This is a genomic window from Affinundibacterium nitidum, from assembly GCF_014284155.1.
GTDB lineage: Bacteria > Pseudomonadota > Gammaproteobacteria > Burkholderiales > Burkholderiaceae_D > Undibacterium > Undibacterium nitidum.
In genome coordinates this window covers 1019310-1045566 of the sequence record NZ_JACOFZ010000001.1, presented here as the reverse complement: position 1 = coordinate 1045566, position 26257 = coordinate 1019310, and the positions used below count along the sequence as shown (strand labels likewise).

Below are 26257 nucleotides of genomic sequence, written 5' to 3'. Positions count from 1 at the left end.
TGTTTAATCTAGTGTCTGACGATAACGTTTTAAAGCGATAAAGCCTGCCACAAATAAGAATGCCAACATAGGCCAGAGCTCTTGCGCTAATTGGTCGACGGAGTTTCCTTTCAAAAGAATACCGCGGACGATGCGTAGGAAGTGAGTCAGTGGCAGAACTTCACCGATGTTCTGCGCCCACACTGGCATGGCTCGGAAAGGGAACATAAAGCCTGACAGAAGAATCGATGGTAAGAAAAAGAAGAAAGTCATCTGCATCGCTTGCAACTGATTTTTGGCGATGGTCGAGAAAGTGAAACCTACCGCTAGATTCGCCATGATGAAAATGCCAATTAAGCTCAGCAATAAAGGCAGGCTCCCGACCATAGGAACATCGAAGATGATGAAGGCGGCTGTCATGATGACAGTGAGTTGGATATAGCCGATCAAAACATAGGGGAGGATTTTGCCGACCATGACTTCAGCGGGGCGCACTGGTGTGGCGAGCAGGTTCTCCATGGTGCCGCGTTCGCGTTCTCGCGTCATGGCGAGTGAGGTTAACATGATCATGGTCATGGTGAGAATAGTGCCGATCAAACCAGGCACGATGTTATAGCGCGATAAGCCCTCTGGGTTATAGCGTTTATGAATACGAATATCGTAAGCCTGCGGATTAGATTGCAGGCGCTGCAAGGGGCCAACTAAATCATTCTTCAACGCGAGTGGAGCAATAGCACTGAGAGCCGCGATGGCGTTGCCTGCTGCGGATGGGTCGGTGGCATCGGCTGAAATCAATAAGCTAGGCTTCTCACCTCGAATAATTTTTTCTGTAAAGCGTGGCGGTATCACTACCATGAACTGCACTTTGCCATTTTCCACTAAGTCATCCGCTTCTTTCTCGGTCTTGAGATTGTAGTCAATGCGAAAGTAGCCAGTGTTTTGCAAAGCAGCCGTGAAGCTACGCGCAAAGGGGCCTTGGTCTAAGTTGACTAGGGCGGTGGGTAAACCCTTGGGATCAGTGTTAATCGCATAGCCGAACATGATCAGCTGCATGATAGGAATGCCGACGGCCATGGCGAAAGTCAAACGATCTCGCATCATTTGTTGAAACTCTTTGATGAACACCGCTAAGCAGCGTTTCCAAGAAAAGTTCAAGACTTCTGAGAAGCGGCTCATGATCAACGTCCTCGTTCTTGTGCGTGTTGAAAACTCTGCTGAAAATTATCGGGCGCAGAGGCGATCATGCTAATAAAGACGTCTTCCAAATTGGCGCGGCTAGCCTCAATGCGAATAGGGTGCTGATGGCGTACACGTTCTAATGCGGCTAGCACCAAGTCTTGATCTAAGCCCGCCACGTGCACCGCATTGCCAAAGGCAGCGACGCTCAAAACACCTTCTGATTGTTTAAGCGGCTCTAAAATTTGACCTAGGCCTTCGCCTTGTACGGTCCACACTTTGAGTTGCGATTGATCGATGATTTCAGTTTCTGTACCGCGCGCCAAAATCTTGCCGTAGGCGATATACACAAGCTCATGGCAACGCTCAGCCTCATCCATGTAATGCGTGGATACCAACACCGTAATGCCTTGCGCTGCTAGGTGATGAATTTGGTCCCAAAAGTCGCGGCGTGCTTTGGGGTCTACGCCCGCTGTAGGCTCGTCTAGCAACAGGAGACGTGGTTCATGAATTAAGCAAGCAGCGAGTGCCAAACGTTGTTTCCAGCCTCCAGAGAGTGACCCTGCCAACTGTGAAGCGCGTGCAGTCAGGCCAAGTCGTTCGAGGGAAGCATCAACCGCGTCTTTGCGATGGGGTAGTTCAAACAAACGCGCAATGAAGTCTAAGTTTTGACGTATCGACAGGTCTTCATATAAACCAAATTTCTGCGTCATATAGCCGACTTGTCGTTTGATCTTAGCAGCGTCTTGGAAGATGTCGAGACCAAGGCAAGTGCCGCTGCCAGCGTCGGGTGTTAGCAAGCCACATAGCATACGAATAGTCGTCGTCTTACCACTACCGTTAGGGCCGAGGAAGCCACAAATCTTACCTTGTGCGACTTGGATATCGACTTGATCTACGACCGCGCGGCCACCATACGACTTGCTGAGACCTTTGACATCAATCGCCAAGTTACTCACGATTTTTTCTCCGCGACTGGGGTTGTGGCTTTGCTTAGCTTGACATCAATCGGTTGCCCAGGATGCATCTGCTTGGCGACAGCGGGATCAGGGCGCGCTTCGATTAAGAACATTAACTTCGCACGTTGCGCATTAGAATAAATGACTGGTGGTGTGTATTCCGCTTGGCTAGCGATGCGCGTGACCGTTGCGATTATTGGCGCGGCGCAAGCATCACATTGAACCGTCACGCTATCCCCCGCATGTATCGTGGCTAACTCGGCTTCTGGTACGTAGAAGCGAAATTTCACATTCCCTGGTGGTAGTAGCGATAAGACCGGTTGTCCAGGACTAACAACCTCACCGGCACGGAAGAACACATCGCTAATCAAACCCGCTTGTGGTGCCATTTCAGTTTTTTGCTTTCCACGCCAATGACTTTGACGTAGCACTTGTTCCGCTGCGAGCGCATTGGCATTCGCGGCCGCGCGCTCGTCTACACGTGCTGGCAGACTCGCCACGGCAAGCGCTGCTTTCAATTCATTGACGCGTGCTTGAGTGAGTTTGAGATTAGTCGTGGCATCATCAATTTTGGCTTTGGAGATGAAACCTTGCGCCAATAACTGTTGTTGGCGTTGCAGTTCATGTTGTGCCAATGCTGCTTGCGCTTCGGCGCTTGCTAACTGTGCGCGATTCACGGCAATCTCTTCTTGGCGTTTGCCTTTCTCCGTGTTCAGCGCTTGCGCTTTGGCTGCTTTCGCACGCGCTGTGGCTTCTTCCACATTCGCTATTTCCGCTTCTTTGTCGAGGCTAAATAAGGCCGCGTTCTGTGCCACGTCTTGGCCTGCTTGCACATTCAAACTTTCAATGCGACCACCCAGCGGCGAAGAGATATACAGGTACTCACCTTCGACATAACCAGACCAAGATTTGCTTGGCGTTGGGCTGCAGGCGCTCAACATGAAAGTTGTGGCCAATAGAGCTAAAACGATAGCGTTCTTACGCATGATGCTGATCTCCGCAGGGAAGGGAAGTCTTGGGAATAGTCAGTGCAAACAAAGCGCGTTCAACGCGTTCCATAATGGCGTCGTCGCTGAGCACACTTTCTTGCATTTGTTCATGGAAAAATTGCGGGGCAAAGCCTAGTTGCATGACGCGTGGCGCAATCACCATCGGCGCTGCAATCGAACCCATCAAAAAAGTGAAGGCCTGCATAGGTGCGATGTCACCCAGCTCTTTTTCTTGCTTGGCTTGAAGAATCAAGAGAATGATGAGTTGCATATGACGCGAACCATTTTTCTTTAAAAAGTCTTGCGCCACTTGGTCTCCACGTGCTGCATCGGCCCATACACGACCAAGCCAGCCACCGTGTTCACGCAGCAAACGGGCGAGGCGCAGCATGGTGTGTTTTAGCTTTTGGATTGCAGTTCCCGGCTGTTCGGTTTCTGCCTGCAGTTGCGCAAACAATTCCTCATACATGGTTTGCAGCAGGATGGAGAGGAAATTGTCTTTAGTGCGGAAGTGATAGTGGAACATACCCATATTGACTTTCGCATGCTCAGTGAGCGCACGCAAAGACAAGTCGCAGCAGCCGCAAAGCGGGAATAATTCGCGTCCGCTTTGTAGCAGAGTTTGGTCAATATTTTGTGAAGGGCGGGCCATGAAACAGGTTTCTAGGAATTTTTTATAAGTTATTAGGCGGTTGACTAATAATTGAGAGTGTCGATTTTTTAGGCAGTGATGTCAAGCGGATTTTTTGCACTTGAAAGTGTGTAAAACATTCGGTGATTTACACGTAAATGTTTAAAATCAATAACTTAGATTGTTTTTCTGTTGTTTTTGCGGTGAGCATTTTCACTAAACAGATGCGAAATGAAAAATAAATAGTGACTATGGGCAATACTTCGTTTTAATCTTAGAAAGTATTTGTGCCATTCAAATTTGCTATGGCTGAGAGGTTTTTCAGATGTCGATGTTGCTGTGATCAAAATGTGTTTTTGTTCGTCTTGCAAAGGAAGCGCGTATGAAAGTTTCTACCCGGTTGTTAATACTCATCGTAAGTTTAGCCAGCGTCATTTTTGTTGTGAGTGGGATCGGCTTATTCGGGTTAGTGAAAGCCAATGCAGCCATACAAACCATTTATGAAGACCGCACCACACCTGCGGTCGATCTTGGTCGCATACAGTTAATGGTCGTGAGTAATCGCCTTGCAATTGCCAACGCATTAGTCGAGCAAAAGCCAGAAGCAAACGCGCAAAGTGTGGCCGCACTCGAAACCAATATGGCCAACATCACCAAGTTATGGGACGCCTACATGGCAACCTATCTCACGCCCGAAGAAGCACAGATTGCCAAGACCTTCGCCGAGCATCGTAAAACCTATGTGCAGCAGGGCTTACTACCAGCGATGGCAGCGTTGAAGAACAATGACCTAGAGACCGTGCGTCAATTGATGGTAGAAAAAGTCACGCCTTTAATGGCTCCAGTGAAGAAAGCGGGTGACGATTTATTGCAATTGCAAATGGATGTCGCTAAAACCGAATACGACGCTGCCGTTGCGCGCTATCGTGAAATTCGCAATACATCAATTATGGTTACGCTCTTGGGTTTGTTGGCAGCGGGTATTTTTGGTTGGTACACCGTGAGAACCATACGCGGCCAGCTAGGCGCAGAACCAGCCGAGGTAGCGCGCGTAGCACAAGCGATCGCGGGGGGAGATTTAACGCAAGAATTTGATGTGCAAGAACACGATCGCAGCAGCCTCTTGTTCAATATGCGCGAAATGAATCAAAGTTTGGCAACGGTGGTGAGCCAAGTGCGAGGCGCGACCGATACTATCGCCACTTCATCAACGCAGATCGCCACAGGTAATATGGATCTGTCTTCACGCACTGAGGAGCAAGCGAGCTCATTAGAAGAGACAGCATCGGCTTTGGAAGAACTCACCAGTACCGTACGCCACAATGCCGACAATGCCCGCGAAGCGACAAAGTTGGCCAGTGATGCTTCTCAAGTGGCAGTGAAAGGTGGCAACGTTGTGGCAGAAGTCGTCACCACAATGGGGTCGATTAACGAATCTTCAAAACGCATCGTCGACATCATCAGTGTAATTGACGGTATCGCTTTTCAAACCAATATTTTGGCCTTAAATGCCGCAGTAGAAGCAGCACGTGCAGGGGAGCAAGGCCGCGGCTTTGCGGTGGTGGCCTCAGAAGTGCGCGCTTTGGCTCAACGCTCTGCCAGTGCTGCGAAAGAAATCAAAACACTCATCGATAGCTCTGTACAACAAGTTGCCGTTGGCACCAAGTTGGTCGATGAAGCGGGTGCGACGATTAGTGATGTGGTCAATAGTGTGCGCCGAGTGAGTGCGGTCATCACCGAAATCAGCGAAGCAAGCAATGAGCAATCGGTCGGCATTGAACAAATCAATATCGCGATTACCGGTATGGACAACGTCACCCAACAAAACGCCGCTTTGGTGGAAGAGGCAGCGGCGGCGGCTTCATCCTTGCAAGATCAAGCGCAGGAATTGTCGAAATTGGTGAACGTCTTTAAATTACATGACAACCTTGGTTCAGCGATGCGAGGTATGGCAGTGCCAAGTAGTCATGCAATAAAAGCTAAACCGGTACGTAAGAATATTTCCCGTGATCCTTTGCGTTTGAGTGCCTAGGCAGCAACCCTCGGAGGTAAGCATCGCTAGAAACGCAATAGGAATGCTTATAGAAAATAACTAACGTCACTCCAGCGGAGAGCCTGCCCTCGAAAGAATTAGTCGGAGGCAGGAGCCTACTGTCTTTTTAGACCAACAAGCAGTGTCGCGAGATTCCCACCCATGCGTTGACAGAGCATAATGTATTTCATCCTGAAATCAGAATCACAAAAAAAGCCGGAACTTTGTTGCGGCTTTTTTGCTCTAACAAGCTTCGTTTTAACAATAATTTCAAATAATGAGGGGATAAGGATGAAACGTATCGGTTTAGCTTTAGCACTAGTCACACCATTGATGTTCAGTGCTCACACTGCCTTCGCTGAGCAAACAAACACCATCGTCGTCAAAGCGGCGCGTATGTTGAACGTCAACGATGGCAAATGGGTTTTCCCTGCGGTGGTGGTAATTCGCAACGACAAGATCGTCGCGGCGGGTAGCAACGTCGCCGTGCCTAGCGGTGCCAAAGTGATCGACCTTGGCAATAAGTCTTTATTACCAGGCTTGATTGATATGCATACCCATTTAACGGCTGACCCAGAAAACGCAGGTTACTCGGTAGTCGCTTTGTCTATGCCACGCGTGGCCTTGATTGGCGCGAAGAATGCACGGTTGACAGTCGAAGCGGGCTTCACCGCGGTACGTGATGTGGGTGCCGAAGGCTACACTGATATTGCCCTGCGCGATGCGATCGATGCTGGCGACGTCGTCGGCCCTCGTATGTTGGCCTCCGGCCCAGCGCTCGGCATTACTGGCGGCCATTGCGACGACACCATGCATGCACCTGAATACAAAATCTCCGGCACCGGCGTGGCCGATGGTGTCGATGCAGTGATGAAGAAGACGCGCGAAGTCATCAAATACGGCGCCAGCGTGATCAAGTTTTGCGCCACAGGCGGTGTGTTGTCTTTTGGTGATGACCCACGCACATCGCAATACACGCTAGACGAAATGAAAACCATCGTCAGTGAAGCGCATCGCTTAGGCCGCAAAGTTGCAGCTCATGCGCATGGCGGTGATGGCATCAAGAATGCGGTGTTAGCAGGTGTTGATTCCATCGAACATGGCTCTTACATCGACGAAGAGGGCGCTAAGCTAATGAAAGAGCACAAGACCTTCTTGGTGCCCACTTTGTACTTAGGCGATTGGCTCATCGCCAATGCTGAAGCGATCAAACTGCCTTTGCCATTATTAGAAAAAGCCAAAGTCGTCTTGCCAGATGCCCGCAAACACATCGCCAAAGCGATCGCTGCTGGTGTACCTATCGCCTTCGGCACAGACTCCGCAGTGTACCCACATGGTTTAAATGGCCGTGAATTTGCAGTGTTAGTGAAACTCGGCATGACGCCAGCAGACGCCATCCGTACAGCAACAGTCAATGCCTCCAAGCTCATGGGCTGGGAAGACAAAGTCGGCTCCATCGACAAAGACAAATTCGCCGACATGATCGCCGTCGACGGCGACCCACTCAAAGATGTCACCGAATTAGAACGTGTGAAATGGGTGATGAAGGGCGGCAAAGTCGTGAAAGCTGCGCAGTAATTTTCTGTTTTAGAAATTCAAACGCCCACAGAGAGCTGTTGTTCTTTGTGGGCGTTTTTTTTGATCTTGAGGTGCAAAGCGTTTAATTCAGTGGCACCGTAAAATATCACTCTCGATGTTGTGCTTGGCACTCTAGAGCTACCAATAAGCGCTTGAGACGAGGAATCGTATGAAACTCTGGACCAGAATCCGTAGGCTGATCATGCTTGAATTCGGCTTGATCAAAGGCCAAGAATACGCTCATTGAAAATTCAGATAAACCAACATCATCTGCGCCATAGGCCCAAGCAAACAAACTGTTCATTGCCATGTCACCATCATCCCAAGTGATGTCACCGCGAAGGTAGTCTCTCGCTATCTCTTTGGAAAGCATATCGCATAATTTCGGCAGACTAATCGCTAGCGATGTGCAGATGGCCGTTAATGCCGAAGTCTGAAGTGCCCCTTCCTTTGCAAGATTTATGAGTTGTCGCGAATTCATTTATTACGTTCAAGCTTCGAGATTTTGACTGAAAAAATCGTTGACGATTCTCTGTGGATTGACTGGCTATGCACAGCTACATTCCGGGGTAAAAAGTAAATTTTGGATTGATATCGTTTGAGACACCAACTAGAACATCGCAACCCGGTACAGCTTTTTCCGGCTTGCATTCAAATTCCACTGTCCAACCAATCTTGTCAATATTTTTTGGCCCATTAGATGATGAGTAATAGGTGAAATCTATGCGTCCAAGTTTGTAGTTTTTGAGGTCAATTCGTTTTTCTTTGTGCAGATACTTTTCTGTTAATTCAACTACTCTCTCCGGCGAAAGACGCGGCATAGAAAATTTAACAGTCTGCAACTCATTATTGGCTGCGGAAACTGACACGTTACAAACGATGAGAACAATAAAAATAAACAGTTTCATTTCAATCTTGCCTTCACAGAATGAGGCGCGTGACGACTAAGTTCACCGGCGCTGAATAGGGTCGGTTTGCAATGATGAGTTAGAAAAGGAGGGATGCCAAGTATCTTCAACTTTCCTGAAGCTTTACGAGCTGACCAAGCTTTGGCAAAACTTCAGCTTTGAACTTCTCCATAATAGTCTCTTTGAATTTATCTCTGCCCACCATATCGTGCGGCAAGCCTCGAAACGATATGGCCATTTCAAAAGGGCTTTCAGATAGCCATATTTGAATATTTGCACCTTCGTTACTTTGGCCCGAGACGTAAAGTCCCATAACATCGCTATCCCCGCTACGCCATTTAAAGCCTGAAAATGCTTGGCTTAAGCAGTAATAGATATCGGCTTGGCCAAGTTTTGATTGCACATCAATAGAAATATAGTCTTGCATTGTTTTTCAAACCTGAACTGTAACCAGCACTGGAGCGCAGCAGTGGGTTGTCCGGTTGCCTGACTAGTTAGCCGCCATTTGCCTCACCACGCGACACCACCTTCACTCCATCGCCAGGGATTACCCAACCAACGTTGCCGCTGGTTGTTTCTACCTTGAGCGTTTCGAAGTCTTTGCCGTAGCGCACACGGATGACTTTCAGGGACTCGCCGGGCTTAATAGTGGTGACGACCGGATTTTTGTCCGGGTAGTCCGTTGGTGCAATTGACAGAAGGCGCGCCGGCGAGACAACCACGACTTGGTAACTTCGATCGCCGATTACGTCTGCAACCCAAATTGCACAGCCGACAACGACCACCACAAAGGCAACGATAAGTGATGCGTTCTTTCTCACTGTGGCTAACGCAGAATTATGAGTTTTCTCTTGCAAAGTACACCTCATCCAAAACGCCAATATTATTGAAGCTGAATTGCAGCTCCTGGTCGGCACAGCGAATAATGTCTTTGCTGAGATACCTATATTTTATGTTTTTACTCATTAATAAGGCCTCAATTTCTGCCTTTGAAAAACCGGTGATTTGCTGCCCCCACAGACTTAACGGGTGAACGGTTTTGACCTGAAACATGCAAACAAAAGAATTTTCTGTTGGCTGATCAGATATTTCACCTCGAAAACCTACAAGTAGCCCTTCAAAAAATAGGAAATTTTCAAGATTACCTCCCATCCACTCTTCGTAGAGCGTTTCAGCACCCCACGCCAATTTAACTTCTCTTGGTGTTGAACCGAATTTGATTGGGCCGAAGCCATGTGTGACAGATATTTCGGTCATGACTCATAACGTTTGAATTAAGAGGCGCGCTTTAGCGCGTCCCGCTTGAATGATGGGTTAGATCTGCACTGCATCTTTTTCCGCAATCCATAACAATATAGCTGTATCTGCACCGCCAATTTCGACGGTACGAGTGCCATGCATCAGAACGCCAAGGCCGTGCTCATCATCCCAAGTACAGCCTAGTTCAAAACCAATGTATGGAACTCCATGCTTTAGTATGGGGTGAATGTTTATAGTATGTAGCCCGATTAAACCTCGTAAGTCATCTACAGATTGAATATCGGGCATGTATTTTATTTTCTCATTCCCAGAATAGCCGTATTGTTCTTGGAGTGATGGATAGCTTTCTAGAATTGATGCAAGTACTACTTTTGTTAATTCTGCTTCATGTTCAATTACCCAACCAATCGCTGATAATTCAATATCATTTAATGGTTCGTTTCCTCGGCCCTCAGGGGCAAATACAACCTTAACGTTCCCATCAGAAGGAATGGCAGAACTTTGTGCACCATAAGCCCCGCTTCTATTCTGGAAGCCTTTCCATGAGGAGAATAATGCATCGGCAACCCACCATATGCCATCTTCAAGTTTAAAATCTAGTTGCATATTTGACATGTTTCTGAAGACCTAACGAATAGCGTTTATCCGCCGCACCGGAAACGCAAAATAAAAATCCGCGATCATTGCGGCGGATAAACCTTGTTGGACTGAACCGAAGGAAGTCGGTTGATTAAGGGGATTGTATGCGAATTGATTGCTTGTTTGCTAGTAGATTGGCAAGGAAATTATTCAACTTGTGTTGAAGTGTTGATGTTTGGGCAGACGGTGATGAGGTCGGTCTTTCCTTGTGGAAGTGTTTTACTTGAGTTGTTGAGCTTCGGCGCGAACGCGCCTGAAGTTCGTTTAAGAACTTGTTTCGAATTACAGTATTTAGGCAAGACGATGGGATCATGGCGGTGGCCCTGTCGTTAATACTGGTCGGTGCTTGGCTGCCACGATGACCTCAATCACCTGCATCGCGCCAAGACCACAATGCGGGCAACGTAGTATGTCGATCTGGCTGACGCGCAGCATAAACGCTTGCACGCCCTCAATGATGGCAGGCTGTGGCTGCGACATTTGTAGGGCCAATCGACATTGCGCTAGCTTCTCTTTCTTGTGGCAGTTAGCGAGTACACCGTAGTGACGGATGCGTTTAAACCCCGTCGGTAAGACGTGTTGTAAAAAACGGCGAGTGAACTCGCTTGCCGGTAATTGCGCAACACGTTTTTTACCAGCGTGAGTGTTGTCTCGCACCTTAAATCGCACTAGCCCATCGTGAAATGAAAGCAGTCGCTCATTGGAAATACCGACCCGATGCGTGTACCTCGATAAATAATCAAGCACCTGCTGTGGGCCACCCAAAGGCGCTTTTGCGTACACCACCCAATCATGCCGTCGTAGTTCAATCAGAAGATGCTTCCACGCTTGGTCATCCATCATTTCCTTGGGAATTCGGTCGTCGGCTCTCGCTAATTTGAGCGCATCGATGAACTTCTCACGAAACACTTTAGACAGTGCTTTGACCGGAAATAAAAAGCCTCGTCGACTTTGTTTCCATTGCCCGTCTTCAGTGAGTACGCCGTTGGGCATTAAAGCGTGTATGTGCAAATGACGTTGCAGTGTTTGCGTCCACGTGTGCAGGACTAAGGTGATCGCGGGCACACCACCAAGCCAACGCGAATTGGCAGCAAAGGCTAACAAAGTCTCTGCACTGGCACTAAACAAGATGTCGGTGATCATGCGGAAGTGACTTACTGCTAAGCCGTTTAATGCATGTGGAATCGTAAACACTAAATGGGTGTAGGGAACGCTCAGGCATTCACGTTGACGCGCTGCAAGCCATTGATCTTTAGTCCGACTTTGGCATTTGGGGTAATGACGATTACGGCACGAATGGTAGATGTGTCGCGTCGTTTGACATTGATCACAGCGCTCAATATGGCCGCCTAATGCCGCAGTACGACAAGCTGTGATGGCGCGCCAAACTTTACGTTGACTAAGATTAAGGCCGTGTTGCTCCCATCCTGCCTTCTCTTGTTGACGCAGGATATCAGCCAACTCTACACTTGCATGCTTGGGCATACAACCTGAGCGCTTTACAGCTTCGATAGATGCGAGAGTAAATCGAGCGGTGAATCCTTCTTCACGACACGCTGTTGTAGATGGAGATAACGTGCTGTGGTGCTGAGATGATCATGCCCCATTAAACGGCTAATGCTATGCAGATCGACACCACTATCGAGTAAGTGTGTGGCAAACGCATGGCGCAGGCTATGGATTCCACCTTTCTTATGAATGTTGGCACGCTCTTTGGCCGAATAAAAATAGCGCTGCACTTGGTTGTCGGTAATAGGTCCATCTCCCAGCTTATTCGGAAACAACCAAACTCGTGGGTGACACGTATGCCAATAGATACGTAGCGTGTCCAACAATTTAGGGGGCAACAAAGCATAACGATCTTTACCACCTTTGCCATGACCAATGCGTAGCATCATGCGTTTGCTATCAACATCACTAACTTTGAGCTGGCACAACTCAGACACGCGTAAGCCGGTTGCGTAAATCGTGGTTAATATGGTGCGGTGACGTAGATTCGTACAGGCAGCAATAATGCTTTCCACTTCTTCTCTCGACAGCAATTCAGGCAAGCGTTCTGGTGGTTTGCGCAGCGGTATCTCAATGCAAATGTTCGGCTGGTTCAACGTAAACCGAAACAAAAATCGCAAAGCACAACCGGCTTGGTTGGTCGTTGACGTGGAGCGATGTTTGTCGTTGATTAAATGCAGCAAATACTGCTTAATTTCCTCTGGCGAGATGAGGTCGGGAGATCGATGGTAATACTTCGCAATCTTTGCTACTGCATCCACATAGGCAACTTGGGTGCGTTCAGCCAGACCACGCAACACCATGTCGTCCTGAAAACGCTGACGTAATGACTTCATGATAATTTCCTTCTCAAAAACTGGGAAAATTCCCAGTTTCAGAGTAGAAAACCATACACGTTTTACTAGCGATAATTCGTTGAGGAACAGCCCACCGCGGAGCGGTTTAGTTCAACTTGTTTTAGAGTGAAAGAAACCGAAGTTAACACATTGAGAAAAAATAGGCAATCAAGCACTAATTCTGTCGAAAGGCTTGTTAAGCCTTATTCTTGTTGATAGTGACTGCTCCAAAAAAGGTATAACAGCAAGAACCTAAATTAGATCTTCTTTTTGTACATCATCAGCAGTGATTGACTACGTCCAAATCGAAATTGATCGTTGCTGATCCTTGTCGAGCTCGCCAAGCTAGGTTTCCCAACCATGCAATTGGCGGCATGGTCCAAGTATCGCTAAGGCGTCTATTAACCATTGCTCATCGCCACTGACCTCGCAGTTGGGCATTTGATGAAAACTGACGCTACATTGCGCCCATGTTGCTTGTGTTGGGTCGAATTCAATTGACGTGGCTGGAAAATCTCTCTCACATTGACGGCATCGTATAACTGCACCTACCGTCTGTCCGAATAGAGCGCCTGCAGAACAATCGATACTGGGAGTTACTTTAGTTTGGCAGTGCGGACAACGCAGATCACAAAATTGATCGACTGTGGAGGGAACAAGAAATTGATATGGACGCCACTTGATCCAAACGGAATCGAAATCGCCATGTTGAAGTGTCGGGAGGGGGCGGCCGCTGGCCTTCCACTCGTCATATCGCTTGTCGAAGTAATTGTAGGGGACAGCCTGTCCTGCATGCGTGTCATGGCTATCGATATCCGCTAAGTCGAGCATGGGGATAATTCCACGTGTCCATAATTGCTCAGCAATCTCCCAAAGTCGTTCGGGGCTGGGGTTTTGATCGCTTGGTACAAGCCAAAGACTGTTTTCACTCATGATTCAGATATTCACGATGAACTTTGTTTGAAGGAGATGAGGGTTCAACCATCGTATGCGGCAGAGATTGGTAGGCTGCATCTAGGTATGCGATTTTACTAAAGTTTAATATTTTGAATCGCTTTTCGCAAACGGGTTACTAGTCGATTTGATCGCTGCCGTTCCATCCCTAATTTAAGCCAACGAGGTTGCCGCAACTCGAATGAGGATGTGTTTTTCTATACTGGGCGCACCTCAGTTCCAGCGCCACGCGTAACATGAAGCATGCGGCTTGGCGCATTGATTTTGGCGGTGTGCCAGATACCTCGCGGCACCACGACAGTACCACTACCATTCAAGCTTACTTTGTGTACACCATCTGGCTGTTCCAAATGCAACTCGACCGAGCCTGATAGTAAATAGACGAACTCGTCTGCATTGGGGTGCATTTCCCAAGTTGGCCAATCCGTGTCAAACTCAAATTCCGAAACAAGCCAGCCGCTACCATAGCGCTCAATATCTGCTTCAGGCATACGCCAAAAAGCTTCTCCACCGGGCAGTTGAGTTGCAGCGCCGTCCTCGGCGAGATGAACATAGGTGTGTTGAGGATTCAGTGGCATAGGGTTTCGCTTGTGATCTGGATATTTGATGAATCTAGAGGTTAAAGGATGGCTAGCTTACGGTAGGTCTATTAATTGGTGTTTTGCAAGATAATAGAGGGTCTGTGCTTAAGAAAATGAACGATTTTTTGAATAAAGAGGGTGGGTGCTATTGCAAGCGCCGTAGCGACAAACTAGTTGAATGTTTTCACGTCCTTCGCTAGCAGAAAAAATGCGCTCAGCGGAAAGTTTTTCTTTGCAGACGAGGCATTTGACGCTGATTCTTGATGTATTTCGGAATTCATTGAGCGCGATCTGAATGACCTCAGCTGTAGTACTGAGTTGAATTGTTTCACTACCGATCAGTTCAAATACAACGACAGTAACCAAAGCCACAGCTGAATCTAGCATCACACCAAAAATTCTACCCCAGTACAACATTCCAAGAAATCCAATCGGCTCATTCGCAGGAAGCGGTGTCCAGAACAGCAGCCCTACACCAACTCCAAAAACAAGACCTAGCGGCCAACGAAAAACGGAGAGAAGTCCTAGGAAGTTGTTTTTTTCGCGACGAATATAGTTGCTCATGTGTAGACCATTGATGAATGTCAAATGAGGCTTTCCTAGCAATCTGTAGAACGAAAGGACAGCGTAAGCATTGATACGTAAAAGACTAGAATTGATAAATTTAATCGCATTTGAATTTTATCTTTAATAGCGACGTACCAGTAAAAAATCAGAGTTGGGATCGCTAGCGATTGTTTAATCTGTCAAGAAACGACACGCTTAAAGAAATGGAAGGGAAACCAGCTGCCAACATAGGTCCAACCTTCATCTTCCATTTGGCTTTGTTTATTCGCGATATTGAGCGCATACAATCGACGATGTTCCCACACCTTTTTCGAGGCCAAGACGGTGAGGAAATGGGGCCCAAAGCCTACTAGGTGATAACCAGCTTTTCCTTCTGTTTCGAGAATTTGCATTTCGTTGAAAGCATTCGCGCCGGAAATTCGCTTTGAATTTTCCGCGGCCTGTTCGTTTGACTCTTCTGGCGCAAATCGTTGTTGTGCCGCTTGACGAGTAATGCCCATGACAGATCCAATTTCCGACCACGGAACATCTGAACGCCGAGCTTGGTGCACCGCGGCTCTTTGAAGTTGGCTGCATACCTCAACGGATTCGCTCGTCGCATCGACCAAGCGAAGTAGGGAAGAAGGATCTGTTTCGGAGTTTTTCGAGAGGCCAGCGTGAGTCAAGATAGCCTTCTCTATGTCGTTTCTTAGCCTAATGTGTTCAACTAAATCGGTTGTCGGGGTAATGCTCTTCAATTTTTTTCTCCTTGAGATTTCGTCAAGTTTTTATTGACGTGTCAAGAATATATTGACTTGTTGTAGGTGTCAATAAAATATTGACGTTGAAGTGTTTTCAACTAACTCTCAGGATCAAACCCAAATTCCCGCAGCTCCTGCGCGCAGCGGCAGGCTTTCGCCAGTTTGGCTGCCCACTCAATGGCAGCCTCTCTTGACGACAGTTCTAGCACGCAAAAGCCGCCGTTGAAGTGCTTAGTTTGTGGATAGGTATCGTTTTTCACCGTGCCGTCGCCATTAACCATCACGGCACCAGTCGCTTCGTTGATGCCACCGCCAAACACATAAACACCAGCTTGCTTCGCTTCGCGTATGACCTCATGTGAGTCATGGCTAACTGCGGCTAAATCTTCTGCTTGGATGTTCATCGCAGAGGCGGGGAAGGAGATGAGGTATTTCGTCATATTGGGGCGGCTTTAAGGAGTAGATTTTGATGAGGGGCGCTTTGGTTTACTTTACATTACTTCTCGCTTTTGTTCTTTGTTTACGCGCCAAACGTTTGCTACCAATCCATAACGGTACTTTTGATCTGGCACTACAATCCTAGTACGAACCATTTGACCCTATCGTTGATTTAGCGCATCAACATCAAGTCAAAATCAGTGCGCCGATGATGGGCGAAGTAGTCGATATATCAGAAGTGCAAAGTGGATAGCGTTGGTGGGTGAGTAAAGATCCAATTGTTGCTGCGAACTTGTAGGGCGGGTGCAACCCCGCGGTTTCGGGCTTCGATAATTTCCTGGCAGCGCGGGTTGCACCCGCCCTACATGGCTGGAACAATTGCCGGAGCGAAGCTTAGTAGAAAAGACGAAGCAGGGTGTTTGTCCGTTGTATCCTTTGGTTGGTGAGTAGAAGCATAAACAAAGATTGCAAACTCGTCGAGCATTGAACTTAAAATTACCTTTGACTGTGATAGATCAAAAGAGTATAGGCGCCGAGTTCCATTAAGGCTTCGTCACTGATCGTACGCATCCTTTCGCGGCGGGCATCACGTAGTTCCTTCTCTAGGGCATTCGGACTAATTTTGGAGCCATTTTCTTTGAGCCAATTGAAGACTTTGCTTGGGGCTGCTTGGCGTGCCTTCGCGATTCCCATTTCAATTTGTCGCGCGAGCTCTTGTATATCGACGGGATATTCTTTTGATTGGGATATAAAGTGGATCGCCGCTTCTGAATTCGGAAGTGCAGCGTAGTACAACGCCAGCAAAAGTGTTTTGAGTGCTACTGGGTCTTTTTCAAGCTTTATCTTCTCAATTAATCTTAATGTGTATTTTGTTTCATCTTGGACCAATAAGGGATAAACAAAACAATAATCTTGGGCAAGATTCAAGGCATGCGCTGGAACAGTGATCTGATATTCCGGTCTCGTAAGCATTTTAAACTGCAGTTCAATTGTATCGACACCGCGAATTGCTTGTTGGTGCATCGTATAAAAATACGGTGTCTGTTGAATCTCAGTTAAAGTGCACTTCTTAATTGAATCCATTCCTAAATTTTGGTCCGCAGGCGAAGTGGCGTTTGCAAGGAATAACATCCCACCGTCGCAGTATAAAATTTCTTGTTGCCCTTTTTCTTTTAAAAGTATTCTCAATGCGTCACGATACCCTTCAGGGGATTTGTTAAACCGAGACCACAACTGACTAAGTGTAGGAGCGCGATTGGCCTGTTCTTCATAGGTCATCATCGATGGATCAAAGTTGTATGTGTTGAGAATGTCTTTTCTTGCATCTTCAATCGAGGCGCTCGCGCTAGATGAAAAAAACAAAGCTAACGCAAATGCGCTTAATTTTATGTAAGTCATATATCTCCAATGAAAACTAAAGCTCAGTTTCGTTGAGCGTTTGAAACCAACGTTGTATGAAGGCTCTTTGCATTCTGATTAGTAAATGCAGAGCGTGTTTCACACTCTGCTTGGGTAAATTTCAATGTCTGTGATTATTGATTTTCCAATCAGCTATTCCTGCTTGACGTGCGGTTAGGTATTTAATGTAACTCGGATGTTTCTTGATGTCAGCATCTGATAATAGGCTTTTGATATCTCGTTCTACTCGCCAACCATGTCCCTTTGATGTTGCACTTTCGAACAATGGGAAAAGAACGATGAAGTAGCTCACTATTGCCTTTGATCGTCCAGAGCAATGACACTGAAAACCACCTGCTAATCGGGTCAAATTCACGAGGAAGTTGTCCGGAAATGAAATTGAAAATAAGGTCTACAACCGGTCGAATATTGCTATTTAACGCAACTTTGAGAGGCCAATACACAACTGTAATTCTTCTATTCTCATCGTGACATTCCTTCGCACTAGCTAAAGATTCAAGAAGCATTTGCTGCCGGAGGCCAACGGATGCTTTCTCAGCCACCATAGTCAAAGCCTGACATCTGTACGACGGATGTTGAATTCTTTGTGCACTCTGATAAGCCGTTTTTATGTCGATTGCAGGCAAATTGCGAACTGTTTGCCTGCCTTTTGCCCCCTCTAAGGCCAATTGATTCGTTTGATCTTTTGATCAGCTATGTGTTTATTTTTTGAGTGTTACTTTAGTTTAAATGGCTTTTTCGTAGCGCAAGTGCTTCCGACGGGCATTATCGGTGCTAAGTCGCTTTCATTCTTTCGGATTGGCAAGCGCAACTTCGGCAAATCGACTGTTTATCAATCGGATTGCAATCACGTAGGCAAGGATGATGATTGGTAAAAGCATCCATTGTGTAATTCCAAGCATTGCAGCGATCGTTGGTGAGCCAGCCGCTGCAATCAGTGCGAAGGCTGTTAACAACCATCTCCTCTTCGTTGGTAGATATGTTTTGAGTCCTTGATTGCAATTAGGGCAGACATTGCTTGGACGACCAATACGGCCGAGGTGGTCAAGTGTGAGCTTGTGCTTGCAGTTTGGGCAGTTCATTTTCTTAATTTTGATGTTTCATTGAAAGGCGAGTGATCGTCGGCGCAATATAGGTTTAATGTTTTGTAGGGCGGGTGTAACCTGCGTTGCCTGTTCCTAGCTACACTTATTCATGCAAAACAAAAATAGACCCAAAACAAGTACACAAATTGCAGATAAAAAGAAGTAGGCTAGGGTTAGACCGACTTTTTCGCCGGTCGTTAACTTTGCTGAGTTAATGATTGGTGCGCTGCTGAACGCGATAAGCATGATTCCAACCATAATGATTAGTTTTGCAACACCTTCGTCTTTAAAGTGAATAATTAATCGCGTCGCTAAGACTGTGCCCCAAATTGGTAATGTTAGGCAGATCGCAGTGCCTACTTTTGATGTGGTTGTCATATTCTAAGACTTGCCCAAAGTTGGTTTGATTGTCGAAATTAACATGATGGTGAATTTATGGCAATAAAATCCATACGATACCAAATTCAAGTCATCAACCCGGCACCCCCAAAATCACAGCAGAAGCCTTAAACAGTCCTGTAATCTTCTGTCCTTTCTTCAACCCCATTTCCTCGCAACTTTCATTGGTAATCACCGCCGATAACACCGCGCCGCCGGGAAGGGCGATGCTGATGTCGGTGTTGACTGCGCCCGTTTGGATGCGCGTGATTTTTCCGGTGAGGCGGTTGCGGGCTGAGAGTTTGGCTTCTTGTTTGGCGTCCATCAAGATCACCGACGAGGCGCTCACTAAGGCGAACACTTCCGCGCCTATCGTTAAGGCGAGTTCTTCGGTGCTGTCGTGGGTGATGATGGCGATTAGGCTTTGTTTGCCTGCGATTTGAATTTCAATTTCATCGTTGACCGCTCCGGTTTTAATATGGCTCACGTTGCCGCGATATTGATTGCGTATGCTGGTTTTCATATTCATCTTTTTGATCAAAAGCATTTCATCGGCCAAGCCGGTTGCGAGTTGGTTGAGACGCGTGATATAGGCGTGGTGCTCATTTTCGATCAGTTTGAAGTTGTCGACCAATTGTTGGCCGCGTGGGGTGAGACGTGTGCCGCCGCCACCTTTGCCACCGGTGGCGCGTTCTAAGAGTGGCTCACCTGCGAGATTATTCATCTGCTCAATCGCATCCCACGCAGCTTTGTAGCTCATATGGATATTCTTCGCTGCTTGCGTGATGGAACCACATTCCGCCACTGCCGCGAGTAAGGCGATGCGCTGCGTTCCGCCGAATTTTTCACCATTCACTTGTAGCCAGACGTCGGCTTGCAGCGCGATGTTTGGGGATTCTTTTTTCGTCGCGCTCATGGTGTGTGATTGCTTCCCTGATGCAAATGTAGGACGGTGTCGCCAAATTGTTTGACATCTTGTTCGTCATGGCTGATTAAGACCAGCGGTATCGCCAGCGCGCTTTGCAGTTGTGCTAGCTCTTCGCGCATTCTGTGCTTGAGGCCAGTATCAAGCGCGGCGAAAGGCTCGTCTAAGAGCAGGGCTTTGGGCTGTGTGATTAGGGCGCGGGCTAAGGCGGTTCTTTGTTTTTGTCCACCTGAGAGTTGATGCGGATATTGCTGCGCTAAATCAGTGAGTGCAAATCGTTGTAGCCATTGTTCGACTTCATCGTTCTGCATTTCTTTCGATGGATTGCGCCAAGACTTGTTGAGGCCAAAGGCAATGTTTTGTTGTACGTTCAGGTGTGGGAACAAGGCATAATCTTGCGCGACGTAGGCGAAGCCGCGTTCTTGTGGCTTCACAAAACAGGCTTGCGTGCTGTCAAATAAAGTACGGCCACCGATGCGGATATGGCCATGGTCTGGCTTTATCAGGCCAGCAATCGCTTGCAGGCTGAGACTTTTGCCCGAGCCAGATTCGCCAAAGATAACGATGCGTTGCGCTTGGGTTTGCAAACGCACGTCGAGCACGAATTGCTTGTTTCCGTTACCTAGGGTTTTATGCAGATGTAGGTCGAATTCCATAGTGTCGTTTTGCTGTATTTTTTTGCGTTATTTAGGCGCGAGGTGAGCAACCCTGCCCGGCGCTAATTTACCCGCTGCCAGTAAGATCACAATACAAACGATGGATGCCATGAGCACCATGGTATTCGCTAGGGCATCGTCACCAGCCTGTACTGCTTCGTAAATGGCAATCGACAACGTCTGCGTTTTGCCCGGGATGCTGCCAGCCACCATCAAGGTCGCGCCGAATTCTCCGAGTGCGCGAGCAAAGCCGAGTAAAACGCCCGCCAAAATGCCGCGCCAAGCCAGCGGCAAAGTGATGCGGAAGAAGACCGCCGTTTCGGATAAACCCATGGTGCGTGCGACTTGTTCGAGCTGGCTATCAACGCCCTCAAACGCCGCACGAGCAGGTTTGATCACTAAAGGCAGAGCCACGATTGCAGCGGCGATGGTGGCCGCTTGCCAAGTAAAAATCAGATTGATACCAAAGTGTTGATACAGCCACGCCCCTAACCAGCTTTTTTTGCCGAGCAAGACCAGTAGGTAGTAACCCAAGACAGTAGGTGGCATCACCATCGGCAAGGTCAAGATCGTATCGAGAATCTCGCGTCCCCAAAAACGTCGCCGTGCCATCCAAAAGCCTAAGCCTATGCCCAGCACTAAATTAATCAAAGTCGCGAGTCCAGCGACTTTGAGTGAGAGTAGGAGGGCGGTCCAGGCGATGTCCATGTTGGTCTGTTTTTACTGAAGTGGTGAGTTACAGTGGCTTAAAACCATATTTTCTGAAAATGGCTTGTGCAGTGGGTGAAGCTAAAAACTGCGCAAAACGTTTAGCTTCGATTTGGTTATTGCTATCCTTTGTGACCGCAACGGGATAGGTAATGGTTTTGTCGATCTTGATCTGCGCAGCAACTTTGACTTTATCGAGCATGAGAGCCGCATCGCTCGCATACACAAAGCCGGCTTCCACTTCATCACGCGCCACGTAGTCCAGCGCTTGGCGTACGTTTACGGTATTGATCAGTTTGCCTTCAATGCTAGGCAAGACACGTGCCGCTTGCAGCGCTAATTGCGCGTAACGACCGACTGGTACGCTGGCAGGGTTGCCGATGGCAATGCGTTTCACCGCACCTTGTTGTAGATCTTCGAGGCGTGCGATTTTGATGGTGGCGTTCATCGGCTGAATCAAGACTAAGCTATTGCGCACGAAGTCTTTTCTTTCTTTGATTAGGATCAGGTCTTGTTTTTCAGCGGCGTCCATCGTGTCTTGATCGGCTGTCGCTAACACATCGACCGGTGCGCCCTTGACGAGCTGTTGCAGCAGCGCGCCAGACGCCGCGAAATTGAGTTGCAGCTTGGTGCCTGGGTATTGATGTTGATAGCTCTGTGCGATGTCTTTGAAAGCATTGGTCAGGCTAGAAGCGGCAGAGACATTGAGCTCGCCTGCAAAAGCTGAGGTTGCCATGCTAAAGAGCAAGGCAAGGCTGATGAAAGGGCGTAGCAAAGTTGTCAGCATCATTGGTCGATTTCGTCCTGAAATAGCTGGGCTAAAAAGCGTAATATACACTGGTATATAGCGCTTCGCTATTTGAAACGCTGAAAACTTGATTTGGAATAGGTTTAGCTAAGGAGATGGGAAGCAGAAAGAGACAGCTGTCATTCCTGCGGAGGCAGGAATCTAGCGACGTTGGTTGATGAACAAAAGACACTGGACTCCTGCCTGCGCAGGAGTGACGATGAATTGATTTTGCTGTTGGCTGAAGCTGTGTCGATACCTAAGTACCAAAGCCATCACAGCCAAGTTTGGAAAGACGATGATACTGGTAGAAAATTCGACACAAACACTCGTCCGCCTTAATGATGCGGCACTTCCGAATCTGGCGCGACAACTTCTAGCACGGGCGCTGGTGCCTTTAAGCCCTTCGCACTTTGCCCCTCTGCAGGAATTTCCACCCAATCCCATCGCCCCTTTTCGCACAATTGTGTGACTTTGAAATAGACCTTGCCAGGAGTGTCGGTGAGTTTGACTTGAATCGAGAATTCGTCGTAAAACGCATCAGGTAAGAGACCTCCACTCCATGTCACTTCGCGTACATCTTTTTCTATGGTCTTACCGTGAGAGGTATAAGGCTTGCTCAAGGGGGCGATCGCGGTGTCGATTTTCCATCCCGCTTTTGGCATCGGTTTCGCGCCCATTGCTGTCTCCGGTAAGCTCACTTTCACCATATGCGTGCCGGTGCCTTCGCAGCCATGGCCGATCTTGAAGGTCAGTTTATGGTAACTGCCGGCTACTGCTTTAGGCTGCTCAAGGCCGACATGGGCAGAGAGGTAGGTTGAAAAACACGACAACGACAGCAGGCAAATTAATTTTTTCATGTGAACTCCTTGATGATTAATAATCGAACTTCAATTCCGCAACTAAGCTACGCTGTGTGTACGGATGAAAAGCCCAATATTTTTTATTGTTGAGGTTATTAATGCCAACAGCGGCTGTCCATTGTTTGTCGATTTTGTAGCGCACACGCACGTCAGCGACGAGGAAGCTAGAGAAGCCTAAGTAAGTGAAGGCATTGACATCGCTGTTGTCGAGGGAACCGTATTGGCGACCGCTATAACGGACACCTAATGTGGTCGACAGCTGATCGTTGACACGATAGCTCGCCACAAAGTTGGCGCGCCATTTTGGTACACGTGGTTGCCATTTGCCGACGCTCTTGATGAACTTGTCATTCTTGGTAATGATGGAATCGGCGTAAGTCAAACTCGATGCGACATCCAAACCTGGCACGAACACATCACTCGCTTGGTAGGCGATTTCTAAGCCATTGGTGCGAATCTTATCGACGTTTTGGATATTTGTGATATTCGGCGTCACCAAGGTATTTGTTTGTGAATACAGCGCGTCGCTCGTGTCTTCATGGAAGAAGGTGGTGCGCAACAAACCTTTACCATTGTCTAAAGACTGTTCAGCACTCCATTCGCTGGTCCAAGATTTTTCCGCTTTCAGATTAGGATCATTATTAACGATGGTTTGCGTCGATACCGTACCTTGATACAGCTCAGAAACCGTCGGATTACGTACTGCACGACCGATCGATGCTTTGAGAATTAAATCGTCAGCAGCGCGGAAAGCCAGCGCCGCCTTGGGTGAAAATTCATTCTCATCACGTTTCACGAATGGCAGCGTGGTCGTGGCATTAGACAATGCACCATCATGTGCTGACCATTGCTCGAAACGGCCGCCGATAATCGTTTTCCATACAGAGTTGATACGCCAAGCATCTTGCGCATAGAAGCTAGACAACTCTGAGTTGCCTTGGAAGGCAGAGAAACGTGTCGTTGCAGCACCGTTGATCCAATCTGTGGTGTTCGATACCAAAGTACGTAGTTTGTAAGCTTCACGTTGATAGCCAAACTCTACAGTGTGCTCGGTGTTCGGGCGCCAGATTCCTTTGAGTGCCAAGGTATTCCAACCTGTGCCGCTGCCATCGGTGATGCGTCCAGCACCGCCAGTGTCGGCGCTTGGAATGGCGACTGTCGGCGCGCGAGCGATATCTTTTTGATAGTCGTAGATGCTACCAGCGACTTCCCAATCAAATTCGCCTTTGGTATTGCTCTTCACACTTAAGCCATGTGTCACGTGCTGTAAATCATTTTTGCTGTTGGCGATGTCAGTTGGGTTAATCGTGAACTTGCGTCCTGCGATGTTGACGTCGCCGCTGTAGACCGCTGCACCGTTAGCGTCACGCAGATAACTCTCTGCACCGCTATTCATATCGTTGCGCCAAATGCCATACGTATAGCTGGCACGCACAGTCGGTGTAATCTCATAGGCTAATTTAATTTTGGCATGATCTTGTATCGTGTGGTATTGCGTGGTGGCGCCGATCAGCCACCAGTCTAAACCTTGAGGATTGCGGCCTGCCACTGCGCCAGTCACAGGTTTGCCGGCAGTGCTAACTGTGCCCGCAGACAGCAATTTATTGGCAAAGACCAAAGGATGACTATCGCTGTCCATGCGATTCACGTTGACCCACCATGAGAAGGCACCTTGTTTGTTACCAAGGCTGGCGCTCAGTTGATGACCGCTATAGCTTTTATCCGTGGCAACTTCTTGGAAGTTCTCAGTGAAGCCAGCAAGTTTGACGTGGCCTTCAAATTTTTCGGGCATGCGTGTGACGTAGTCAACCACTGCACCGACAGAGTTGCCTGCATAGGCGGCGGAGAATGGGCCATATAACACGTCAACGCGTTGAATCTCTTCTGGTGTGACCAAGCCCCAACGTGGTGTAAAGCCTGCACCATTGCCTAAAAGATTCGATAGCAAAATGCCGTCTGCATACACCATAGAACGGGCGCTATTACCTGTGCCAGAAGCGCGTGTCGCCAGTACAGCGTGGTTGTAGTCGCCATCGTAACGCTTACGCACCAAGAGACTAGGCAAGTATTTCAAAGCGTCTTCTGCATCGAGTGCATTGATCGTGGTTTCAATCGCTTTGGCGTTGATGCCTTCGATTGTCGTCGGGATTTCAGTTGGTAGGGTAGTGGGCTTATCGCCTTTGATGATGACGCGTTCAGCTATCGCTTTTTGGGCATCTTGGTCACTATTGTTATCGTTGGCAAAAGCGGGAAATGCTGCAGACAAAGCGATGATTAAAGCGGTACGACGCAGAATAATAGGTGTAGAAGATTTCATTGTGTTCTCATTGCAATCAAGAGCCAAACGCACAATAAGGCGCCGGGTTTTGGGCTCTAGGTATCTTGTAGATGCCTGATCAAAGCGAGGTTCGGAGAAGCAAAGACGCGAGTTCGCGTGCTAAAACGTGAGCTTTTCGTCTAAACGAATGATCAGAAACGGGAGCGATACCAAACATCAAGCCTCAAATACAACATTGAGGCGAATTCAGTATCAGATTGCGTTGAGTGCGGGTGGCCCGCGAGGTGGAAGTGGGGCTGAGACAATGGCGGCCAAACGCGCCGAGGGAATACTTTGTGTAGCGTAAGAGAGCGTATGTACCGGAGGTGCAGCGTCGAGTTGTGGCAAGCTTGGTGTAATTGCGCTGGGCATACAGAAGGAACAATCGAGCGTATGGCTACTCGCTTTACCATCGACGATTTTGCCTGAGGCGGTGACGAACTTAACGCCAGTGCTGGTACAAATCATTGAAATGCCTTCGCCATTTAAACTATTGATCACTGGCGCAGCAGTAGCAATACCGAGCGTTAATCCGTAAAGGAATAACACCGCGATAATCAAGCGACGTGATAGTTTGAATGGAGAAAAGGCTTTCATGAGGCGAGATTCTAACACCGCAGCACGTAACGTGGAAAGATGCCTGCATTTGACCGATGTTAAATCTGATCGAATCTTTTAGGCTATGCTGCTTTTATTTGATAACGAATTAAACTTTAAGGAAGTACATATGCGATTACATACATGCATGAAAGCATTGGTATTGTTGGGCTCTATGATGCTTGGTTCGCAGGTGATGGCACAGAAGGTAGGGAGTGTAGATACGGCCTTTATTTTGATCGATCCCGATCATAAAATCGTGGTTGATGCCTATGATGACCCGAAAGTGAAAGGCGTAACCTGTTATGTGTCGCGTGCTAAGACCGGCGGTATCAAAGGCGGCCTTGGTTTGGCCGAAGACAAAGCCGAGGCCTCGATTTCTTGCCGTCAGGTCGGACCAATCAGTTTTGAGAAACCCTTAAAGCAGCAAGAAGAAGTATTCAACCAAAGTCTTTCCATCTTGTTTAAGAAATTACGTATCGTACGCATGGTCGATGTTGAACGTAATACTTTGGTGTATTTGACGTACTCCGACAAATTGATTGATGGTTCGCCACAGAATAGTGTGACCGCGGTGCCAGTTGATCGTACGACGATGATTCCAGTTAAGTAGCTATTTAAGTGATTATTTAAGTAGAATTTTAGATACTTAATGAGTGAGTCTAGGGTAATGGAATTGATTTCCTTGTGGAAATAAGTTCTAATAGAGGCTAATGAAATAAGCGTCTTGTCTGGCTGCAAGGCGC

29 protein-coding genes are annotated in these 26257 nt (G+C 47.8%); 3 read left to right on the top strand and 26 right to left on the bottom strand.

Going from position 1 to position 26257, the window contains the following annotated elements:
* Positions 1 to 3: 3 nt before the first annotated feature.
* The 4 genes from H8K36_RS04555 to H8K36_RS04540 are packed head-to-tail and all read right to left on the bottom strand — an operon-like array spanning position 4 to position 3755.
* On the bottom strand, positions 4 to 1155 hold the full coding sequence (locus H8K36_RS04555) for an ABC transporter permease (protein ID WP_186914878.1): 1152 nt from the start codon (positions 1153 to 1155) through the stop codon (positions 4 to 6).
* A 2-nt stretch (positions 1156 to 1157) separates the two neighbouring features.
* Entirely contained in the window at positions 1158 to 2117 is a 960-nt protein-coding gene (locus H8K36_RS04550) for an ABC transporter ATP-binding protein (protein ID WP_186915727.1), read from the bottom strand.
* Positions 2111 to 3100, bottom strand: coding sequence for an HlyD family secretion protein (locus H8K36_RS04545; RefSeq protein ID WP_186914879.1), 990 nt, complete (start codon positions 3098 to 3100; stop codon positions 2111 to 2113). Before H8K36_RS04545 ends, H8K36_RS04550 begins: the two co-directional genes overlap by 7 nt.
* Positions 3093 to 3755 (bottom strand): TetR/AcrR family transcriptional regulator, encoded by a 663-nt coding sequence (locus H8K36_RS04540; protein WP_186914880.1) that lies wholly within the window; start codon positions 3753 to 3755, stop codon positions 3093 to 3095. The genes H8K36_RS04545 and H8K36_RS04540 overlap by 8 nt, the downstream gene beginning before the upstream one ends.
* A 361-nt stretch (positions 3756 to 4116) precedes the next feature.
* Here H8K36_RS04540 and H8K36_RS19585 point away from each other — a divergent pair, with 361 nt between their 5' ends.
* Both H8K36_RS19585 and H8K36_RS04530 read left to right on the top strand, forming a co-directional pair.
* A complete protein-coding gene (locus H8K36_RS19585) occupies positions 4117 to 5766 on the top strand; it encodes a methyl-accepting chemotaxis protein (protein WP_186914881.1) in 1650 nt (549 codons plus the stop codon).
* 291 nt (positions 5767 to 6057) lie between these two features.
* Positions 6058 to 7344 (top strand): metal-dependent hydrolase family protein, encoded by a 1287-nt coding sequence (locus H8K36_RS04530; RefSeq protein WP_186914882.1) that lies wholly within the window; start codon positions 6058 to 6060, stop codon positions 7342 to 7344.
* A 106-nt stretch (positions 7345 to 7450) separates the two neighbouring features.
* Here the strand turns inward: H8K36_RS04530 and H8K36_RS04525 are convergent, their stop codons facing one another.
* The 22 genes from H8K36_RS04525 to H8K36_RS04420 all read right to left on the bottom strand — a co-directional run bounded on the left by H8K36_RS04525 (position 7451) and on the right by H8K36_RS04420 (position 25511).
* On the bottom strand, positions 7451 to 7825 hold the full coding sequence (locus H8K36_RS04525) for a hypothetical protein (protein WP_186914883.1): 375 nt from the start codon (positions 7823 to 7825) through the stop codon (positions 7451 to 7453).
* Positions 7826 to 7901: 76 nt separating this feature from the next.
* Positions 7902 to 8252, bottom strand: a complete 351-nt coding sequence (locus H8K36_RS04520) for a hypothetical protein (RefSeq protein ID WP_186914884.1) — start codon at positions 8250 to 8252, stop codon at positions 7902 to 7904.
* Between the two features lie 106 nt (positions 8253 to 8358).
* Positions 8359 to 8679, bottom strand: a complete 321-nt coding sequence (locus H8K36_RS04515) for a hypothetical protein (RefSeq protein WP_186914885.1) — start codon at positions 8677 to 8679, stop codon at positions 8359 to 8361.
* A 67-nt stretch (positions 8680 to 8746) separates the two neighbouring features.
* Positions 8747 to 9121, bottom strand: a complete 375-nt coding sequence (locus H8K36_RS04510; RefSeq protein ID WP_186914886.1) for a hypothetical protein — start codon at positions 9119 to 9121, stop codon at positions 8747 to 8749.
* A complete protein-coding gene (locus H8K36_RS04505; protein ID WP_186914887.1) occupies positions 9090 to 9509 on the bottom strand; it encodes a hypothetical protein in 420 nt (139 codons plus the stop codon). Before H8K36_RS04505 ends, H8K36_RS04510 begins: the two co-directional genes overlap by 32 nt.
* A 57-nt stretch (positions 9510 to 9566) precedes the next feature.
* Complete coding sequence (locus H8K36_RS04500; RefSeq protein WP_186914888.1) at positions 9567 to 10127, bottom strand: DUF6985 domain-containing protein; 561 nt, start codon at positions 10125 to 10127, stop codon at positions 9567 to 9569.
* Between the two features lie 333 nt (positions 10128 to 10460).
* Entirely contained in the window at positions 10461 to 11636 is a 1176-nt protein-coding gene (locus H8K36_RS04495; RefSeq protein ID WP_230404288.1) for an IS91 family transposase, read from the bottom strand.
* 14 nt (positions 11637 to 11650) lie between these two features.
* Positions 11651 to 12496 carry a tyrosine-type recombinase/integrase gene (locus tag H8K36_RS04490; RefSeq protein WP_186914889.1) on the bottom strand — a complete coding sequence of 282 codons (846 nt, stop codon included), beginning with the start codon at positions 12494 to 12496 and terminating at the stop codon, positions 11651 to 11653.
* A 345-nt stretch (positions 12497 to 12841) separates the two neighbouring features.
* Complete coding sequence (locus H8K36_RS04485) at positions 12842 to 13429, bottom strand: hypothetical protein (RefSeq protein WP_186914890.1); 588 nt, start codon at positions 13427 to 13429, stop codon at positions 12842 to 12844.
* 218 nt (positions 13430 to 13647) lie between these two features.
* Positions 13648 to 14028: a cupin domain-containing protein gene (locus tag H8K36_RS04480; RefSeq protein ID WP_186914891.1), complete on the bottom strand. Its 381-nt coding sequence runs from the start codon at positions 14026 to 14028 to the stop codon at positions 13648 to 13650.
* Positions 14029 to 14136: 108 nt separating this feature from the next.
* On the bottom strand, positions 14137 to 14595 hold the full coding sequence (locus tag H8K36_RS04475) for a hypothetical protein (protein WP_186914892.1): 459 nt from the start codon (positions 14593 to 14595) through the stop codon (positions 14137 to 14139).
* A 182-nt stretch (positions 14596 to 14777) separates the two neighbouring features.
* Positions 14778 to 15335, bottom strand: a complete 558-nt coding sequence (locus H8K36_RS04470) for a hypothetical protein (protein ID WP_186914893.1) — start codon at positions 15333 to 15335, stop codon at positions 14778 to 14780.
* A 101-nt stretch (positions 15336 to 15436) separates the two neighbouring features.
* Positions 15437 to 15778 carry a YciI family protein gene (locus tag H8K36_RS04465; protein ID WP_186914894.1) on the bottom strand — a complete coding sequence of 114 codons (342 nt, stop codon included), beginning with the start codon at positions 15776 to 15778 and terminating at the stop codon, positions 15437 to 15439.
* A 493-nt stretch (positions 15779 to 16271) separates the two neighbouring features.
* Complete coding sequence (locus H8K36_RS04460; RefSeq protein ID WP_186914895.1) at positions 16272 to 17174, bottom strand: hypothetical protein; 903 nt, start codon at positions 17172 to 17174, stop codon at positions 16272 to 16274.
* 806 nt (positions 17175 to 17980) lie between these two features.
* Positions 17981 to 18151, bottom strand: coding sequence for a hypothetical protein (locus H8K36_RS04455; protein ID WP_186914896.1), 171 nt, complete (start codon positions 18149 to 18151; stop codon positions 17981 to 17983).
* A gap of 601 nt (positions 18152 to 18752) precedes the next feature.
* Positions 18753 to 19574 (bottom strand): TOBE domain-containing protein, encoded by an 822-nt coding sequence (locus tag H8K36_RS04450; protein ID WP_186914897.1) that lies wholly within the window; start codon positions 19572 to 19574, stop codon positions 18753 to 18755.
* Positions 19571 to 20239, bottom strand: coding sequence for a sulfate/molybdate ABC transporter ATP-binding protein (locus H8K36_RS04445; RefSeq protein ID WP_186914898.1), 669 nt, complete (start codon positions 20237 to 20239; stop codon positions 19571 to 19573). Before H8K36_RS04445 ends, H8K36_RS04450 begins: the two co-directional genes overlap by 4 nt.
* 27 nt (positions 20240 to 20266) lie before the next feature.
* Positions 20267 to 20947, bottom strand: coding sequence for a molybdate ABC transporter permease subunit (modB, locus tag H8K36_RS04440; protein ID WP_186914899.1), 681 nt, complete (start codon positions 20945 to 20947; stop codon positions 20267 to 20269).
* A gap of 28 nt (positions 20948 to 20975) precedes the next feature.
* Positions 20976 to 21734, bottom strand: a complete 759-nt coding sequence (modA, locus tag H8K36_RS04435; RefSeq protein ID WP_186915729.1) for a molybdate ABC transporter substrate-binding protein — start codon at positions 21732 to 21734, stop codon at positions 20976 to 20978.
* 338 nt (positions 21735 to 22072) lie between these two features.
* Entirely contained in the window at positions 22073 to 22594 is a 522-nt protein-coding gene (locus H8K36_RS04430; RefSeq protein WP_186914900.1) for a YcnI family copper-binding membrane protein, read from the bottom strand.
* 16 nt (positions 22595 to 22610) lie between these two features.
* The gene (locus H8K36_RS04425) at positions 22611 to 24914 is read right to left on the bottom strand and encodes a TonB-dependent receptor (protein WP_186914901.1); all 2304 of its coding nucleotides are present in this window, start codon (positions 24912 to 24914) and stop codon (positions 22611 to 22613) included.
* Between the two features lie 213 nt (positions 24915 to 25127).
* Positions 25128 to 25511 (bottom strand): hypothetical protein, encoded by a 384-nt coding sequence (locus tag H8K36_RS04420; RefSeq protein ID WP_186914902.1) that lies wholly within the window; start codon positions 25509 to 25511, stop codon positions 25128 to 25130.
* A 148-nt stretch (positions 25512 to 25659) separates the two neighbouring features.
* Between H8K36_RS04420 and H8K36_RS04415 the strand changes: the two genes are divergently transcribed.
* The gene (locus H8K36_RS04415; RefSeq protein WP_186915730.1) at positions 25660 to 26124 is read left to right on the top strand and encodes a CreA family protein; all 465 of its coding nucleotides are present in this window, start codon (positions 25660 to 25662) and stop codon (positions 26122 to 26124) included.
* Positions 26125 to 26257 lie beyond the last annotated feature (133 nt).